The organism is Pseudomonas sp. S2_B07, assembly GCF_054668435.1.
The window spans coordinates 226,852-242,134 of record NZ_CP162769.1; the positions used below are offsets into that span (position 1 = coordinate 226,852).

Consider the following 15,283-nt stretch of genomic DNA (forward strand, 5'->3'; position numbering starts at 1 on the left):
TCCTGCTTACTGCCCGGAAACCTGGGCAAGTGGAAGAGGGGAACTGTCGATCTGCACGTGTTCACCGGGGCGTGCGTGTTGCAGGCCTTCGGTGACGATGCGGTCGCCGGGTTTGAGGCCGCCGGTGACGATCCAGCGATCGTCCTGAACCGCGCCCAGTTCAACCGGTTGCAGGCCGACGCGCTGCTCGGGGTCCAGCAGCAACACGTGGGCAATGCCGGCGCTGTCACGCTGGATCGCCCGTTGCGGCACGCTGATGCCTTGCTGATTCACCGCTTGTTCCAGGCGCACCCGCACGAAACTGCCGGGCAGCAAGTCGAGGTCCGGGTTGGGGAATTCGCTGCGCAGGATGATCTGGCCAGTGCTCGGGTCGACGGTGATGTCGGTGAACAACAGCTTGCCCGGCAGCGGGTAGAGGCTGCCATCGTCCTGGATCAACGTGGCTTTGGCCTGGCCCTGGCCGACTTGCTGCAACTGGCCGGAGCGAAAGGCGCGGCGCAAGTCATTGAGTTCGCGGGTGGACTGGGTCAGATCGGCATGGATCGGGTTGAGCTGCTGAATCAGCGCCAGTGGCGTGGTTTCGTTTTGCCCGACCAGTGCACCTTCGGTCACCAGCGCACGGCCAACGCGACCGGAAATCGGCGCGGTGACGGTGGCATAACCGAGGTTGAGCTTCGCCCGTTCCACGGCGGCTTTGTTGGCGGCGACGTCGGCGGCGGTTTGCCGGACGTTGGCGCGGGCGTTGTCGTAATCCTGGCCGCTGATGGCGTTTCCTTCGATCAGTTGGGCATAACGCTGCTCTTGCAACCGGGCCTGGAACGCATTGGCCTCGGCCTTGCGTAACGCCGCTTCGGCGCTGTCCAGGTCAGCCTTGAAGGGCGCCGGATCGATACGGAACAGCACGTCGCCTTTCTTCACATCGCTGCCTTCGTTGAAGGTGCGTTGCAACACGACGCCGGCGACACGGGCGCGGACTTCGGCAATCCTCGGCGCAGCAATCCGCCCGCTCAATTCGCTGGTGATCGACAGGGGGCGGGCTTCGATGGTTTCGATACGCACGGTAGCCAGCGGCGCCTGTTCTTCGGCGGTGGAGGACTTGTCACAGGCGCTCAGCGTCAGCGCCAATGCAAGCAGGCCGAGCGTGGCGAACAGATTCTTTGACATGGAATTACCCCAATAATGACCACCCGCATCCTACGGGGAGCGGACGAGGGTAGCGGTGAAGCTTTGTTGGTGCTGTGTGAAATTGTGTAAGGGTTTTACTCAAGCGGGGGTGAGGGCGTATATCCTTGGCGACTTGATATTTTTTGCGACGGTCAAGCCGCCATCGCGGGCAAGCCCGCTCCCACAGGGATTTGGTGTAGACACAGATGTTGTGAACATCCCCAATCAACTGTGGGAGCGAGCTTGCTCGCGATAGCGCCCGATCCGTCGCCACAGCACTTTCTGGAACACCCCATGCCCAACATCCTCTTGGTCGAAGACGACACCGCGCTCTCCGAACTGATCGCCAGCTACCTGGAACGCAACGGCTATTCGGTCAGCGTGATCAGCCGTGGCGATCATGTGCGGGAGCGTGCGCGGGTCAATCCGCCGGACCTGGTGATCCTCGACCTGATGCTGCCGGGCCTCGACGGCCTGCAAGTGTGCCGCTTGCTGCGGGCGGATTCGGCGACGCTGCCGATCCTGATGCTCACCGCCCGCGACGACAGCCACGATCAAGTCCTGGGCCTGGAAATGGGCGCCGACGATTACGTCACCAAGCCCTGCGAGCCCCGCGTCCTGCTGGCCCGCGTGCGCACGCTGTTGCGCCGCAGCAGCCTTGGCGAGCCGCAAACCGCCAACGACCGCATCCTCATGGGCAACCTGTGCATCGACCTGTCGGAGCGCACGGTGACCTGGCGTGAGCAATTGGTCGAGCTGTCCAGCGGCGAATACAACCTGCTGGTGGTGCTGGCCCGTCATGCCGGCGAAGTGCTGAGTCGCGACCAGATCCTGCAACGCCTGCGCGGCATCGAATTCAACGGCACCGACCGTTCGGTGGACGTGGCGATTTCCAAGTTGCGGCGCAAGTTTGACGACCACGCCGGTGAAGCGCGCAAGATCAAGACGGTGTGGGGTAAGGGCTACCTGTTCAGTCGTTCCGAGTGGGAATGCTGAGACGATGTTCAGGATTCTGTTTCGCCTGTATCTGGTGACCATCGTCTCGTTCAGCGCGGCGATTTACCTGGTGCCGGACCTGGTGATCAAGGTCTTCCATGAACGCTTTGTCACCTACAACCTCGACTATTCGCGCGGCTTGCAAACCCTCATCGTCAAACAGTTTCACGCCGTGCCCGAAGCGCAATGGCCGGCGTTGGCGGTCGAGATGGACAAGGATTTCGCCCCGCTGCACATCGCGTTGACGCGCAATGACGACCCGGATTTCACCTTGTACGAGCGCGAACGCCTGCAAAGCGGCGAGAACGTGGTGCGCATCGGCGACTGGGGCTGGCGCACGCTCGCCGTGGCGCCGTTGAACGAGCAAACGGTGGTGCAAATGATCGTGCCGCCGGACCCGATGGACGTCAGCCTGTTGTACTGGAGCATCAACGTCCTGATCGGGGCGACCATGCTCGCCTGCCTGCTGCTGTGGCTGCGCCCGCACTGGCGTGATCTGGAACGCCTCAAAGGCACCGCCGAGCGTTTCGGCAAAGGCCATCTGAGCGAACGCACACGGATTTCCCGACATTCCAACATTGGCAGCCTGGCCAATGTCTTCGACACCATGGCCGGCGACATCGAAAACCTGCTGAACCAGCAGCGCGACTTGCTCAACGCTGTATCCCACGAACTGCGCACACCGCTGACCCGCCTGGATTTTGGCCTGGCGCTGGCGCTGTCCGATGACCTGCCCGTGACCAGTCGCGAGCGCTTGCAAGGGTTGGTCGCGCACATCCGTGAGCTGGATGAATTGGTCCTGGAATTGCTGTCCTACAGCCGCCTGCAAAACCCGGCGCAAGTGCCGGAGCAGGTTGAAGTCGCGCTGGACGAGTTTATCGACAGCATTCTGGGCAGCGTTGATGAAGAGCTGGAGTCGCCGCATATCGTGATGGATGTGCTGCTTCATGGCCAACTCGAACGCTTCACCCTCGACCCGCGCCTGACCGCCCGCGCGATCCAGAATCTGTTACGCAACGCCATGCGCTATTGCGAAAAACGCATTCAGGTTGGCGTGCAGGTGTGTGCGAAGGGCTGTGAGATCTGGGTGGATGACGACGGGATCGGCATTCCGGATGACGAGCGTGAGCGGATTTTTGAACCGTTTTATCGGTTGGACCGCAGCCGCGACCGGGCCACGGGCGGGTTTGGGTTGGGGTTGGCGATCAGCCGTCGGGCGCTGGAGGCGCAGGGCGGCACCCTGACGGTCGAACCGTCCCCGCTAGGCGGTGCACGTTTCCGCTTGTGGCTGCCCGCCCAACCCTGACGCGTTCTTTGTAGCAGCTGCGCAGCCTCGCAGGCTCGACAGCTGCTATAGAACTATGTGCTGAGTCGCGTACGCAATAACTTGGCCATGTCTTCGAGTTCCGCCGCCGGGTTGTGCCCGATCAGCATCCATGCGTGTTCCATGTCCGCCCAATACACGACGTTCATGCCGTGCCGACGCTCACGGGCGAAGTGCCGGCTGCCGCTATTGGAGAGCGTGACGCACAACGCCATCGGGCCATTCGCAGGGTCCAGGTAGGTGATCTGGGCAATCGGCACCCCATCGTATTCGAGGATTTGCGCACGCTTGAACTCAGCGCGCGGCAAGGTCAGCTTCGCGGGCGCAAGGCTCAGGCCCAGGCGCGTATCGATGGAGCGCAGTTGCGCAAGTTGGGTGGCTTCATCGCTGGGCAAGTGTTCCAGGGTTTCAGGCACGTAGAGCGACATGTAATCCGCCACCAACCCGCGCCAGTTGTTCTTTTCCTGGCTCAATTGCCAGCCGAGGAACAAGCGATCCGCCACCACGCTGGTGACCACCAACCCGGCCGCGGCCGCCAGAAACCAGCGACGATCCATCGACGGACGTTCAGGCGAAGGCAAGGTGTCGAGCATGGACTGCAAGCGATCGATGGGCGCCTGTTGCGACAATTGGGCAAACGCGTCCTTGAACGGCAGGCTGCTGCGGGCCAGCCATTGCAGGCGCAGGTTGAGCGCCGAGTCCTCGGCGATGGCCGTGTCGATGCGGGCGCGTTGCTCGGCATCGAGCTGGTCGTCGAGGTAGGCCACCAGTTGCTCGTCCGACGGTGCGGCGCGTTCGTTCATCGACGTTCTCCCGAGGAAGGGTTCGGTACAGCATGCAGCGGTGGATATTCGGCCAGTTTCACCCGTGCAGCGGCCAGCCTACTCATGACCGTCCCGACGGGCACTTGCAGCACCTCGGCGACTTCGCGATACGACAAGCCTTCGACGTACGCCAGGTACACGGTTTCGCGCTGGGCTTCGGGCAGCGCGTCGACACGCCTGATCACCTGGGCTGCGCGCACATGGGTTTGCGCCGCGTGCTCGCCGTCAAACGATAACTGGCTTTCGGCGTCCACCAACCCCTGACCCTGGCGCACCCGGCGGGCGCGCACTTCGTTGAGCCAGATCGAATGCAGAATGCTCAACAGCCAGCGGTCCATGCGCGTGCCGGGGATAAACTGCCCGGCACGCTCCAGCGCCCGCACGCAGGTCGCCTGCACCAGGTCTTCGGCCACATGCCGTTGCCGGGACAGCAGCAAGCCATAGCGCCACAATCGCGCTAGATGTTGGCCCAGTTCGGCCCTGATTGCATGATCGCTGGCGATAGCGACCTCCGTCGTTTAATCAGTGTCAGGTTTTCGATGAATCGTTTATCGCTTCGGCCAGGTCCTGGTATTCCTCGCACGTGCTGCCGCAAATCGATTTGATGTGCTGCAACTGTTCTTGCGCCAGGTCCAGTCGGCCTTTGATCACATAGGCCTCGCCGAGGTACTCGCGCACTTGCGCATACTGCGGGTCGAGTTTGACCGATTGCAGGTAGTAACCGATGCCTTCGTCGGTGCGCCCCAGTTTACGCGTCGCGTAGCCGCGATAGTTCAAGGCTTTGGCCGTGTTCGGATCTTTCAGTGTATCAAGCAGGGCCAGGGCTTCTTCGTAGCGACCGTCCTTGGCCAGACGATAGGCGTAATTGGTGCGGTCGGCATCCGGCACCAGACTGCTGGTCTGCCTGAGGCATTTTTGCGATTTGGAATCGAAGACCTGGCCTTTCGGGCAGTTGGGTTTGGCGGGCTCATCTTCGTCGCCATGGGCCAGGGCCAGGGAACTGGTCAGCGCTGCCGTCAGACAACCGGCAAGCAGCAGCGGGGCGGTGAAAACAGCAAAACGCAGGTTCATGGGCAAGGCTCCAGGGTTTGATCCACCATCGTTCGTGGTGCTGATACAAGAACACCGCAGCGTGAACAATTATTCATTTCTTTGTGCTGATCATTACAAGGAAAGCTTAAACCTTGGCGCTATGCTCGACAGCATTCGTTGTCCAGCGGAGAACTGCCATGAAAGACCACGTTCATCATTCTGCAGCGGCGGGATACAAGACCGGCGCCGACACCTATGTTCGCGGCCGCCCGGACTATCCGCCGGCCGTAGCCGACTGGTTGACCGGTACGCTGGGCTTGAACGCGGACAGCACCGTGATCGACCTGGGGGCCGGCACCGGCAAATTCACCGGCCGCTTGCTGGCGACCGGGGCGCAGGTGATTGCCGTTGAGCCCGTACCGCAGATGCTGGAAAAACTCTCCCTGGCTCATCCCGAGGTGTTGGCCGTGAGCGGCACTGCCATGGATCTGCCGCTGCCGGATGCGTGTGTGGACGTGGTGGTCTGCGCCCAGGCCTTCCACTGGTTTGCCAGTGCCGAAGCGCTGACCGAAATTGCCCGGGTCCTGAAACCGGGTGGGCGGTTGGGGTTGGTGTGGAACGTGCGCGATACCCGGGTGAGTTGGGTGCCGAAACTGGATGCGATCGTCAATGCGCTGGAAGGCGATACGCCGCGCTATTACACCGGTGCCTGGCGCCAGGCGTTTCCTCACCCGGCGTTTGGGTCGTTGCAGGCGCAGCATTTCAGCCATGGCCATACAGGGGCGCCTGAGGATGTGATTTTCAATCGAGTGCGTTCAACCAGTTTTATTGCGGCGTTGCCGCAGGCGCAGCGGGCGAGGGTGGATGAGCAGGTTCGGGCGTTGATTGCCGGGGAGCCGGCGTTGCGTGGGCGGGATGTGGTGACGGTGCCTTATGAGACCGCGGCGTTCGTCGCGGTTAAGGGCAGTTAGATCGGTGGTGTGGCCTTCGCGAGCAGGCTCACCCAGACAGCACAAATCCCTGCAGAGTCCCGCTTTTGGCCGAACCACTGCCTTACTCCCCCCGCCAATGCCTTGTTATAGTCCGGACCTCATTTTTTGCCCGGTAAAAGGATCACTGCCATGTCTCAGTACACCGCGTTCACCGTCGAACTCGCCGACAACATCGCCCATGTGCAGATCAACCGTCCGGAAAAGATCAACGCCATGAATGCCGCGTTCTGGAGCGAGATCATCGAGATTTTCCAGTGGATCGACGACACCGATGAAGCGCGCGTGGTAGTCCTCAGCGGTGCCGGCAAGCACTTCTCCTCCGGCATCGACCTGATGATGCTGGCTGGCGTGGCCAATGAACTGGGCAAGGACGTCGGCCGCAATGCACGCCTGCTGCGCCGCAAGATTCTCGCCCTGCAGGCGTCCTTCAATGCCGTCGACCATTGCCGCAAGCCGGTGCTGGCAGCGATTCAAGGCTATTGCCTGGGTGGTGCGATTGATCTGATCGCCGCCTGCGACATGCGCTACGCCGCCGAAGACGCACAATTCTCGATCAAGGAAATCGATATCGGCATGGCGGCGGATGTAGGCACTTTGCAACGCTTGCCGCGTATCATCGGTGACGGCATGCTACGTGAGCTGGCTTACACTGGTCGCACGTTTGGCGCCGAGGAAGCGCGCACCATCGGCCTGGTCAATCGCGTCTACAGCGACACTGCCAGCCTGCTGGAGGGCGTCATGGGCATTGCCCGGGAAATCGCCAGCAAGTCGCCGATTGCGGTCACCGGCACCAAAGAGATGATCAGCTACATGCGCGACCACCGCATCGACGACGGCCTCGAATACGTCGCCACCTGGAACGCCGCCATGCTGCAATCCACCGATTTGCGCGTGGCCATGGCCGCCCATATGAGCAAACAGAAACCCGAATTTCTGGACTGATTAAACATGACTTCTCGCTGGACCACTGCAGTACTGGACACCGATCAACCCGGCGGCTGGGCCGTGGCCCGCAGCCCGGAAGGCTTCCTGTTCGATGACAATGGCGCGCTGTTCCCGCGTGAATGGCTCAAGCGTCAGGACTTGCCGATTCTCGCCGAACACGGCATCGGCCATCTCGACGGTGAGCCGGTCTATCTGCTGGAACTGCGCAGCGCCAGCGACGTTGCGGGTTGCAACTGGAAAGGCCTGCGGGCGTTCATGCTTGAGGGCGATCACACGGTGTACAAGGTGCTCGGCTATGCCGCGCAAATTGGCACCTGGTACCGTGAGCATCGCTTCTGCGGCAATTGTGGGCAGGAGGCGACGCAAGTTCCGCGTGAACGGGCGATGTACTGCGAGCCTTGTGATTTGCGCTATTACCCTCGGATTTCGCCGAGCATGATCGTGCTGGTGACCCGTGGCGATGAAGTGCTGCTGGCGCGTTCGCCGCGTTTTGTCAGCGGGGTCTACAGCACGTTGGCCGGGTTTGCCGAGCCGGGTGAGTCGGCTGAGGACTGTCTGATTCGCGAGGTTCGCGAGGAAGTGCAGATCGAGGTCAAGAACATCCAGTACCTGGGCAGCCAGTGCTGGCCGTTCCCGCATTCGATGATGCTCGGCTTCCATGCCGAGTACGCCGGTGGCGAGATTGTCTGTCAGGAAGATGAAATCGAAGACGCCCAGTGGTTCAACGTCCACGCGCTGCCGCCGTTGCCGGCGTCACGCTCGATTGCCCGGTACCTGATCGACGTCTACGTGGCGCGGCGCTTAGGCCACGCTGAACCAGTGTTGCCAGGCTAACCGCACGGTCAAGCCCAGTACCACGGTGATGAACACCGGACGGATGAACTTCGCGCCGCCGCTGATGGCGGTGCGAGCGCCGAAGAATGCGCCGGCCATCACCGACACGCCCATGCTCAGGCCGATGATCCAGTCCACCTGCCCGGAAAACACGAACACCGACAGCGCCGCAATGTTGCTGACGAAGTTCATGCTGCGCGCCACGCCGCTGGCCTTCACCAGATCGATGGGGTACATCAGCAGGGTGCTGACGGTCCAGAATGCACCCGTGCCGGGACCGGCCACACCGTCGTAGAAACCGAGGCTGAAGCCTTGGGTCGATTGCCACTTTTTCTTGATCGGTGCATCGCTGTCCAGCGGTGCCTTGGGTGTACCGCCGAACAACAGGTACACGCCGCAGGCGAAGACGATCACCGGGAGCATTTTGTTCAGCCACTCGGCCGGCAAGTAATGCGCGACGATGGCGCCGGTCAATGCGCCGATCAGGGTGCCGACGATGGCATGCACCCACTGTCGGGGATGGAACAGCTTGCGTCGGTAGAAGGTGAAACTGGCGGTGGCCGAGCCAAAGGTGGAACTCAACTTGTTGGTGCCCAGCACCAGGTGCGGCGGCAGGCCGGCGGTGAGCAGTGCCGGCGTGGTGAGCAGGCCGCCGCCCCCGGCAATCGCGTCGATGAAGCCGGCTATAAAGGCAACGACAGCCAGAATGGCCAGGGTGGTGAGGTCAACGCTGAGTTCGAAAGGCATGGAATCGGCTTATTCGGCGGGGTGCAGGAAAGGGCTGCGGGGAAGGGGCGGTATCTTACCTAGATCCGACTTCTGCGGCGACTGGTCTGGCCCCATCGCGAGCAAGCTTGCTCCCACATGGGATCTGCGCAACACCATCGTCCCCTGTGGGAGCGAGCTTGCTCGCGATGGCTGAGTGTCAGTCGATATATACAGTGACTGATACACCGCAATCGCGAGCAGGCTCGCTCCTACAGATTGGATCTGGGTGAATTTACAGGCCGAGGTCGGACAGCCCCGGATGATCATCCGGCCGACGTCCCAGTGGCCAGTGGAACTTGCGCTCGCTTTCCTTGATCGGCAGGTCGTTGATGCAGGCAAACCGGTTAGCCATCAGGCCGTTTTCATCAAACTCCCAATTCTCGTTGCCGTAGGAACGGAACCAATTGCCCGAGTCGTCGTGCCATTCATAGGCATAGCGCACGGCAATGCGGTTGCCGGTGAAGGCCCAGAGTTCCTTGATCAAGCGGTAATCCAGCTCCTTGGCCCATTTGCGGGTGAGGAAACCTTTGGCTTCTTCGCGGTTGTAGGCGAACTCGGCGCGGTTGCGCCATTGGGTGTCCAGTGTATAAGCCAGCGATACCCGTTGCGGGTCGCGAGAGTTCCAGCCGTCTTCGGCCAGGCGAACTTTTTCGATGGCCGACTCGCGGGTGAAAGGGGGCAATGGCGGACGAACTTCAGCGTTAGACATGTAAAGTCTCCCAATAAAAATAACGTTCAAACACATTGTCACGCTTATATAAAGTGTTACAGGTCCAATAACTTTCGCGCCATGCATTGCGCATTATCGGCGGCACTGTGATCACCCATGACAAGCGCCACGGTAATGGCACCGTCGATCAGGATCAGCAGCTGTCTGGCCGTGTTCTCCGGATCGCTGGCACCATGTTCGGTGCAGAGCTCGCGCACGTAGTCGAGCAGCTTCTGTTTGTGTTCCTTGGCGACCAGGCGGACCGGGTCTTGCGGGTCGCCGGTTTCGCCGCTGGTATTGATGAAGGCGCAACCGCGGAAGCCTTCCGAGGCGAACCAGGCCTTGAGCACGGTAAACAGGTTGAGCAGGCGGTCGGCCGGTGTTTCAGCCTGATCGACGGCAGTTCTGTACCAATGCATCCAGCGCACATCGCGGCGTTGCAGGGCTGCGACGGTCAGCTCCTCCTTGTTGGCGAAGTAGCGGTAGATGCTTTTTCTGGAGACACCGGCGGTTTTCACCAGAAGGTCCATGCCGGTGGCGGCGATGCCACTTTTATAGATCAACTTTTCGGTGACATCCAGAATGATGTCGCGCGTAGTGTTGCTGGTTAATTCGTTCATGTGGCGAACAGTAGAACGTACGTTCTCCTTGGTCAATATAAAATTTATATTGTCTGTTATTGCCCATCGCGAGCAGGCTCACGCCTACACTTGGAATGCGTTTCCCTGTGGGCGCGAGCCTGCTCGCGATGGGGCCATTACAGACGGTAACAAGACCCAGGCCCATCCATGGTGTAAGCTCTTGAATTCTTCGGATTCGACCCACTGCGAGCCCTATGCCGTCGCTTTTCAAACGCCCTCTGCTGCCCAAACTGCGCAGTTTTCCGCTGACCGCCGATGCCGTCACCATCCTTTCCGGCGCTGCCGAGTTTCGTCGTTGCCTGCTGGAGAAAATTGCCCAGGCCACGCACCGCATCTATATCGTCGCGCTGTACCTGCAACAGGACGAAGCCGGGCAGGAAATCCTCGATGCCTTGCACGCCGCCAAACTGGCGCGTCCGCAGCTGGACGTGGTCGTGGTGGTGGACTGGTTGCGCGCCCAGCGCGGCCTGATCGGTGCCGGCAAGCAACCGGGAAACTCTGCGTGGTATCAGGAAGCGACGCGCACCCACGCCAGTGAAGTGCCGGTGTATGGCGTGCCGGTGCAGACCCGCGAGTTGTTTGGCGTGTTGCATTTGAAAGGCTTTGTCATCGATGACTGCGTGATCTACAGCGGTGCGAGCCTGAACAATGTGTACCTGCACAAGTTCGACAAGTACCGCTTCGACCGCTATCACGTGCTGCAGAACCAGGCGCTGGCCAACTCCATGCAGCACTTGATCCAGCACGGGTTCATCGCGTCCAAAGCCGTGCACCGCCTCGACTTGCCGAACCTGCCGACCACCCGCAGCCTGCGCAACGACATCGGCGACCTGCGCAGCCGCCTCAAGCACGCCGCCTACGACACCACCGCCGGCACCACGCTGAAAGGCGATTTGTGCGTCAGTCCGTTGCTCGGTGTGGGCAAGAACAATCCATTGAACCGGGTGATTTGCGAGCTGATCGCCACCGCCCAGCATCAACTGACCATCTGTACGCCGTACTTCAACTTGCCGCTGGCGGTGACCCGGGAAATCAACCGGGCGCTGGGCCGGGGCGTGAAGGTCGACATCGTGGTCGGCGACAAGACCGCCAACGATTTCTACATCCCGCCCAGCGAGCCGTTCAAGGTGATCGCGGCGCTGCCGTACCTGTATGAGATCAGCCTGCGACGTTTTGCCAAACGCCATCAACACAGCATCGACAGCGGCAAGCTGAACCTGCATTTGTGGCGCGATGGCGACAATACCTATCACCTCAAAGGCATGTGGATCGACCAGCGCTACACCTTGCTGACCGGCAACAACCTCAACCCGCGAGCGTTCCGTCTTGACCTGGAAAACGCGCTGCTGATCGATGACCCGAAAGGCGAGTTGCTGGAGCCGCGCAAGGCTGAGCTGGTGGAGATTTTCCAAAACACCCAGCGCATCGAGCGTTACCAGAACCTCGAAACGCTGTTGGACTACCCGCCGGCCGTGGCCAAGTTCCTCACGCGCGTCAGTCGGGTGCGGATTGAGCGGTTGCTCTATCGGATTCTGTAAGGCTCAGCGCTGCCGGGGGCTTTGGCCACAGGGCCACCAGCAGCAGTAGCGAAGCGGCCGCCAGATAGGGCAGGCGCGGGTCCAGGTCGTAGATCAATGTGGCTGCCAATGGCCCGATGACCACGCCAAAGCCTTGCGCAGCGCCGATGGAGCCAGCGGTCGCGCCTTGCTCCGAGGCGTCCACGGCGTTCGCCGCCAACGCGGCGAATGACGGAAAAATCAGCCCCATCCCGCCCGCCGAAACGAAAAAGCACAGCCACAAGCCCCACGCGGTATTCGCGAGGATACTGCTGGCAAATCCCACAGACGCCACCAGTGCACCCGCGCGGATCAACTGCAGCGGCGGCCATTCCAGCCGGCGCACCACCAGTTGCGAACAGATCAACGCGAAACCGACCATGGTCAGGGCAATGCCCGCCGTTTGCGCGGCATCGGCCGGGCTCATGCCGAGTCGGTCGAGGGCGAAGAAGCCGACGGTGATCTGCGCAATCGACACACACAGCATCGCCACAAACGCGACCGCCATGGGCCGGCGCAGGCGCGGATCATTCAGGTGCACCTTGCGCGGTACTTGCCGCAGGTGCAATTCCTGGCCCTTGAGCTTGAAGCGCAATACCAGAAAGGCCAGTAACGGCAGGACGGCCATGACGTAGAATGGCAGGCTCAAACTGAAACGCGAGAGCAACGCGGCGATGGCCGGCCCGATCACCAGGCCACAGGCGTTGGCCGCACCCAACGCTGCCATGGCTTTGGCGCGGTGCTGCGGCTCGATGTTGTCGGCGATCAGCGCGTTGCCGCCCACCGGGATCGCGGCATAGAACACGCCGATCAAGCCGCGGCCGATCATCAAACCGATGAACCCCAGCAGCGCCGATGGCAAGAATCGCAATGACGCGTCGATGAACAGGCACAAGGCCCAATAGGCGAGGGTGAAACCGGCGGTGGCGATCAATAGAATGCGGCGCCGGCCATAGCGATCACTGGCCTGGCCCCACGGGCGGGCCAGCAGCATCCAGATCACCCCGGACACCGTCACCGCCGCACCGGCCTGCCACGTGGCCAGGCCCAGCACCCGGGCAATCGGGCCGATCAGCGAGACAAACGCCATCATCGACATGGAACAGGCCATGTTGGCCACCATTAATGGGCGCAGGTCGAAGGTGGCGGGGGTCATGGGGTGAGCCTTCCGTGAGCTTTTATTGTTTGCGGGGATGGTAGCGCGGGTATCGGGAAAGCGGGGGGAATATCGGTGATAGTGATAATGCCATCGAGGGCAAGCCCGCTCCCACACTGAAACTGTGACCAACACAAAACCCCTGTGGGGGCGAGCTTGCTCCCGATGGGGACAGCCCAGACGCTACAAAACCTCAGTTCAAACCGAGTTTCCCACGCAACGTCGACAAATCTTCCGCCAGCGTATTCACCGGCCCAACCAGCGCCTTGCGGTCGCTCTCTTTCACCTTGTCATACGTTTCGAAACCACCGTCCTTGGTCTTGTACTTGGCCAGGATCTTGTCCACGGTCGCGAAGTTCTTGTGGACCTTGGCGATGAACGCCGCGTCCTGCTTCTGGATCTGCGGTCGGAACAGGTCGACGATTTTCTTTGCGCCGTCGACGTTGCCCTGGAAGTCATACAGGTCGGTGTGGCTGTAACGGTCTTCTTCGCCGGAGATCTTGGTCGCCGCCACTTCTTCCAGCAACGCCGCCGCGCCGCCGACGACTTTCTCAGGCGGGAAGGTCAGGCCAGCGACGCGGGTTTGCAGATCCTTGACGTCTTTGTTCAAACCGTCGGCCAGGTCGCCCAGGCCTTGGGTGCTTTTTTCCGAGAACAGCGAGTATTCGAGGCGGTGGAAGCCGGTGAAGTCGGAGGCGTCCACGCCTTTTTCGTGGTCGTCGACGCGGGAGTCGATGGACGCGTCCAGGTCACTGAACAGCTCGGCAATCGGCTCGATCGACTCGTAGTAGACGCGGGTCGGGGCATAGAGCCTTTGCGCGGTGGCCAAGTCACCTTTTTTCACCGCGTCGGTGAATGGCTGGGTATGGCTGGCCAAATCGTCCAGTTGTTCGGTGACGTAGATCTTGTAGTCCGAGACCGGCCCCACCAGGTCCAGCGGCGCGGTCGCCGCGAACGCTGAAAACGGAGTGTTGAGCAAGCCAAGGGTCAGCAGCAAAGCGAGTGGCGACTTTTTCATGGGGCGGTTCCGTGTTGGGCGTTGTTAGGCGGTTGTTGTTGAATGAGTGGCGTCCAGCAGCGAGCGACCGATGAAATCCTGATCGCCCGTGACACCCGGCAAAGTAAAGAAGTAGCCGCCGCCGACAGGCTTGAGGTATTCCTCCAGCGGTTCGCCGTTCAGACGGGTTTGCACGGTGATGAAGCCTTTTTCCAGATCGGCCTGGTAACAGATGAACAGCAAGCCCATGTCGAGCTGACCGTTTTTGTTCACGCCATTGGAGTAGTTGAACGGACGGCGCAGGATCAGGTTGGCCTGGGTCGCGGCGGTGCGCGGGTTGGCCAGGCGGATGTGCGCGTCGAGTTTGGTCAGTTTGCCTTCCGGGTCTTTGGCGTAGTCCGGCACCTCGGTTTCATGGGCGCCGCCCATGGGGGCTCCGGTGCTTTTGACCCGTCCGAGAATGCTTTCCTGTTCCTGCAACGGCGTGCGGTCCCAGCGCTCGACAAAGTTGCGGATAATCCGCACCGCTTGATAGCTGCCATTTACCGCCCAGGCCGGTTCATCGCTGTCGGGCTGGACCCAGACAATGCTGTCCATGGCGTTGGCGTTGTTGGAGTCAGGGTTGGCCGAGCCGTCGCGGAAACCGAGGAAGTTGCGCGCACTCTGTGCCGGAACACCCGGTTTCGCCGGGGCCTGCGGCGGCACGCTGCCTTCCTGTTTCCAGCGCACCAGCAGCAAATCCGGGAGGTTTTTCACGATGTCGCGCAGGGCGTGGATGTTGGTGTCCGTGGTGTTGGAACAGAACTGCACGCTCAAGTCGCCGTGGCAGCAGTCAGCTTCCAGCGCATCGTTGGGGAAACCGACCATGCGTATCAACCGCTTGGGTTTGACGTTGGCCAGACCGAAGCGCTCATCGAATAGCGACTCGCCCACCGAGACGGTGATGGTCAGATTGTCCGGCGTCACCACCGGGCCGAGAATCCCGGAGTCCACTGGCGGCAATTTAGGATCGACCTGGGTCACCGGGCCGCCCTTCATCAAAAACGCGATGCGCTCGTTGAGGGTACGGAACAGCCGCTCGAGGTCTTCGCGGTTGCTGGCCAACACATCAAACGACACCAGCATGCCCGACGCCGGGCGCGGGGTGACGATGCCGGTCTGGTGTTTGCCATGGAACGCGTGGCGGTCTTCGGTCTGGTCGCTGCTCGGCGCTTCGGTAACTTGCGCGGGGCTGGCGGCCATCGCCGGGCAGCTCAGGGCGCTGCCGGCCAATGCGATACCGGCGGCGCCCATGCCCATCAAGACCCGGCGACGCTGGAGGTTGAATTGCTCTGAATCGTTCATC

At 61.3% G+C, this 15,283-nt stretch carries 16 protein-coding genes; 6 read left to right on the plus strand and 10 right to left on the minus strand.

From position 1 onward, the window contains the following. Positions 1 to 6 precede the first annotated feature (6 nt). Positions 7 to 1,164, minus strand: a complete 1,158-nt coding sequence (locus AB4N43_RS01150) for an efflux RND transporter periplasmic adaptor subunit (protein WP_027923023.1) — start codon at positions 1,162 to 1,164, stop codon at positions 7 to 9. Positions 1,165 to 1,458: 294 nt separating this feature from the next. Here AB4N43_RS01150 and AB4N43_RS01155 point away from each other — a divergent pair, with 294 nt between their 5' ends. Together AB4N43_RS01155 and AB4N43_RS01160 are read left to right on the plus strand one after the other, a co-directional pair. Then, on the plus strand, positions 1,459 to 2,160 hold the full coding sequence (locus AB4N43_RS01155) for a response regulator (RefSeq protein ID WP_027923024.1): 702 nt from the start codon (positions 1,459 to 1,461) through the stop codon (positions 2,158 to 2,160). Positions 2,161 to 2,164: 4 nt separating this feature from the next. After that, complete coding sequence (locus AB4N43_RS01160; RefSeq protein ID WP_460152863.1) at positions 2,165 to 3,466, plus strand: ATP-binding protein; 1,302 nt, start codon at positions 2,165 to 2,167, stop codon at positions 3,464 to 3,466. A 53-nt stretch (positions 3,467 to 3,519) separates the two neighbouring features. On the opposite strand, the gene AB4N43_RS01165 is transcribed toward AB4N43_RS01160, so the two are convergent. The 3 genes from AB4N43_RS01165 to AB4N43_RS01175 are packed head-to-tail and all read right to left on the minus strand — an operon-like array spanning position 3,520 to position 5,379. Next, positions 3,520 to 4,287: an anti-sigma factor family protein gene (locus AB4N43_RS01165; protein ID WP_027923026.1), complete on the minus strand. Its 768-nt coding sequence runs from the start codon at positions 4,285 to 4,287 to the stop codon at positions 3,520 to 3,522. After that, positions 4,284 to 4,781: an RNA polymerase sigma factor gene (locus AB4N43_RS01170; RefSeq protein WP_460154189.1), complete on the minus strand. Its 498-nt coding sequence runs from the start codon at positions 4,779 to 4,781 to the stop codon at positions 4,284 to 4,286. Before AB4N43_RS01170 ends, AB4N43_RS01165 begins: the two co-directional genes overlap by 4 nt. Before the next feature lie 55 nt (positions 4,782 to 4,836). After that, on the minus strand, positions 4,837 to 5,379 hold the full coding sequence (locus AB4N43_RS01175) for a tetratricopeptide repeat protein (RefSeq protein ID WP_027923028.1): 543 nt from the start codon (positions 5,377 to 5,379) through the stop codon (positions 4,837 to 4,839). A 158-nt stretch (positions 5,380 to 5,537) separates the two neighbouring features. Between AB4N43_RS01175 and AB4N43_RS01180 the strand changes: the two genes are divergently transcribed. The 3 genes from AB4N43_RS01180 (at position 5,538) to nudC (ending at position 8,111) form a co-directional block, all read left to right on the plus strand. Continuing rightward, positions 5,538 to 6,311 (plus strand): class I SAM-dependent methyltransferase, encoded by a 774-nt coding sequence (locus AB4N43_RS01180; RefSeq protein ID WP_460152865.1) that lies wholly within the window; start codon positions 5,538 to 5,540, stop codon positions 6,309 to 6,311. Between the two features lie 150 nt (positions 6,312 to 6,461). Next, positions 6,462 to 7,274: a crotonase/enoyl-CoA hydratase family protein gene (locus AB4N43_RS01185; protein WP_027923030.1), complete on the plus strand. Its 813-nt coding sequence runs from the start codon at positions 6,462 to 6,464 to the stop codon at positions 7,272 to 7,274. A gap of 6 nt (positions 7,275 to 7,280) precedes the next feature. Then, positions 7,281 to 8,111 (plus strand): NAD(+) diphosphatase, encoded by an 831-nt coding sequence (gene nudC, locus AB4N43_RS01190; RefSeq protein WP_059182900.1) that lies wholly within the window; start codon positions 7,281 to 7,283, stop codon positions 8,109 to 8,111. Here nudC and AB4N43_RS01195 read toward each other — a convergent pair. The 3 genes from AB4N43_RS01195 to AB4N43_RS01205 all read right to left on the minus strand — a co-directional run bounded on the left by AB4N43_RS01195 (position 8,079) and on the right by AB4N43_RS01205 (position 10,208). Next, positions 8,079 to 8,858 carry a TSUP family transporter gene (locus tag AB4N43_RS01195; protein WP_027923032.1) on the minus strand — a complete coding sequence of 260 codons (780 nt, stop codon included), beginning with the start codon at positions 8,856 to 8,858 and terminating at the stop codon, positions 8,079 to 8,081. The two genes, nudC and AB4N43_RS01195, sit on opposite strands and share 33 nt — an antisense overlap. A gap of 253 nt (positions 8,859 to 9,111) precedes the next feature. Beyond that, positions 9,112 to 9,588, minus strand: coding sequence for a nuclear transport factor 2 family protein (locus AB4N43_RS01200; protein WP_027923033.1), 477 nt, complete (start codon positions 9,586 to 9,588; stop codon positions 9,112 to 9,114). A gap of 56 nt (positions 9,589 to 9,644) precedes the next feature. After that, positions 9,645 to 10,208, minus strand: coding sequence for a TetR/AcrR family transcriptional regulator (locus AB4N43_RS01205; RefSeq protein ID WP_460152868.1), 564 nt, complete (start codon positions 10,206 to 10,208; stop codon positions 9,645 to 9,647). 215 nt (positions 10,209 to 10,423) lie between these two features. Between AB4N43_RS01205 and pssA the strand changes: the two genes are divergently transcribed. Then, entirely contained in the window at positions 10,424 to 11,767 is a 1,344-nt protein-coding gene (gene pssA, locus AB4N43_RS01210; RefSeq protein WP_027923035.1) for a CDP-diacylglycerol--serine O-phosphatidyltransferase, read from the plus strand. Here pssA and AB4N43_RS01215 read toward each other — a convergent pair. The 3 genes from AB4N43_RS01215 to efeB all read right to left on the minus strand — a co-directional run bounded on the left by AB4N43_RS01215 (position 11,724) and on the right by efeB (position 15,282). Continuing rightward, positions 11,724 to 12,941: an MFS transporter gene (locus AB4N43_RS01215; protein WP_460152870.1), complete on the minus strand. Its 1,218-nt coding sequence runs from the start codon at positions 12,939 to 12,941 to the stop codon at positions 11,724 to 11,726. The two genes, pssA and AB4N43_RS01215, sit on opposite strands and share 44 nt — an antisense overlap. 193 nt (positions 12,942 to 13,134) lie before the next feature. Beyond that, positions 13,135 to 13,959 carry an iron uptake system protein EfeO gene (gene efeO / locus AB4N43_RS01220; RefSeq protein WP_460152872.1) on the minus strand — a complete coding sequence of 275 codons (825 nt, stop codon included), beginning with the start codon at positions 13,957 to 13,959 and terminating at the stop codon, positions 13,135 to 13,137. A gap of 24 nt (positions 13,960 to 13,983) precedes the next feature. Further along, positions 13,984 to 15,282 (minus strand): iron uptake transporter deferrochelatase/peroxidase subunit, encoded by a 1,299-nt coding sequence (gene efeB / locus AB4N43_RS01225; RefSeq protein ID WP_194940097.1) that lies wholly within the window; start codon positions 15,280 to 15,282, stop codon positions 13,984 to 13,986. Position 15,283: the final 1 nt, after the last annotated feature.

Excerpts from the sequence above, each read along its gene's own strand:
- AB4N43_RS01160 (WP_460152863.1), top strand. The coding sequence starts at position 2,165 with ATGTTCAGGATTCTGTTTCGCCTGTATCTGGTGACCATCGTCTCGTTC.
- AB4N43_RS01150 (WP_027923023.1), bottom strand. The coding sequence starts at position 1,164 with ATGTCAAAGAATCTGTTCGCCACGCTCGGCCTGCTTGCATTGGCGCTG.
- AB4N43_RS01180 (WP_460152865.1), top strand. The coding sequence starts at position 5,538 with ATGAAAGACCACGTTCATCATTCTGCAGCGGCGGGATACAAGACCGGC.
- AB4N43_RS01175 (WP_027923028.1), bottom strand. The coding sequence starts at position 5,379 with ATGAACCTGCGTTTTGCTGTTTTCACCGCCCCGCTGCTGCTTGCCGGT.
- AB4N43_RS01195 (WP_027923032.1), bottom strand. The coding sequence starts at position 8,858 with ATGCCTTTCGAACTCAGCGTTGACCTCACCACCCTGGCCATTCTGGCT.
- AB4N43_RS01205 (WP_460152868.1), bottom strand. The coding sequence starts at position 10,208 with ATGAACGAATTAACCAGCAACACTACGCGCGACATCATTCTGGATGTC.
- AB4N43_RS01215 (WP_460152870.1), bottom strand. The coding sequence starts at position 12,941 with ATGACCCCCGCCACCTTCGACCTGCGCCCATTAATGGTGGCCAACATG.
- AB4N43_RS01165 (WP_027923026.1), bottom strand. The coding sequence starts at position 4,287 with ATGAACGAACGCGCCGCACCGTCGGACGAGCAACTGGTGGCCTACCTC.
- AB4N43_RS01155 (WP_027923024.1), top strand. The coding sequence starts at position 1,459 with ATGCCCAACATCCTCTTGGTCGAAGACGACACCGCGCTCTCCGAACTG.
- efeO (WP_460152872.1), bottom strand. The coding sequence starts at position 13,959 with ATGAAAAAGTCGCCACTCGCTTTGCTGCTGACCCTTGGCTTGCTCAAC.
- pssA (WP_027923035.1), top strand. The coding sequence starts at position 10,424 with ATGCCGTCGCTTTTCAAACGCCCTCTGCTGCCCAAACTGCGCAGTTTT.
- AB4N43_RS01185 (WP_027923030.1), top strand. The coding sequence starts at position 6,462 with ATGTCTCAGTACACCGCGTTCACCGTCGAACTCGCCGACAACATCGCC.
- AB4N43_RS01200 (WP_027923033.1), bottom strand. The coding sequence starts at position 9,588 with ATGTCTAACGCTGAAGTTCGTCCGCCATTGCCCCCTTTCACCCGCGAG.
- nudC (WP_059182900.1), top strand. The coding sequence starts at position 7,281 with ATGACTTCTCGCTGGACCACTGCAGTACTGGACACCGATCAACCCGGC.
- efeB (WP_194940097.1), bottom strand. The coding sequence starts at position 15,282 with ATGAACGATTCAGAGCAATTCAACCTCCAGCGTCGCCGGGTCTTGATG.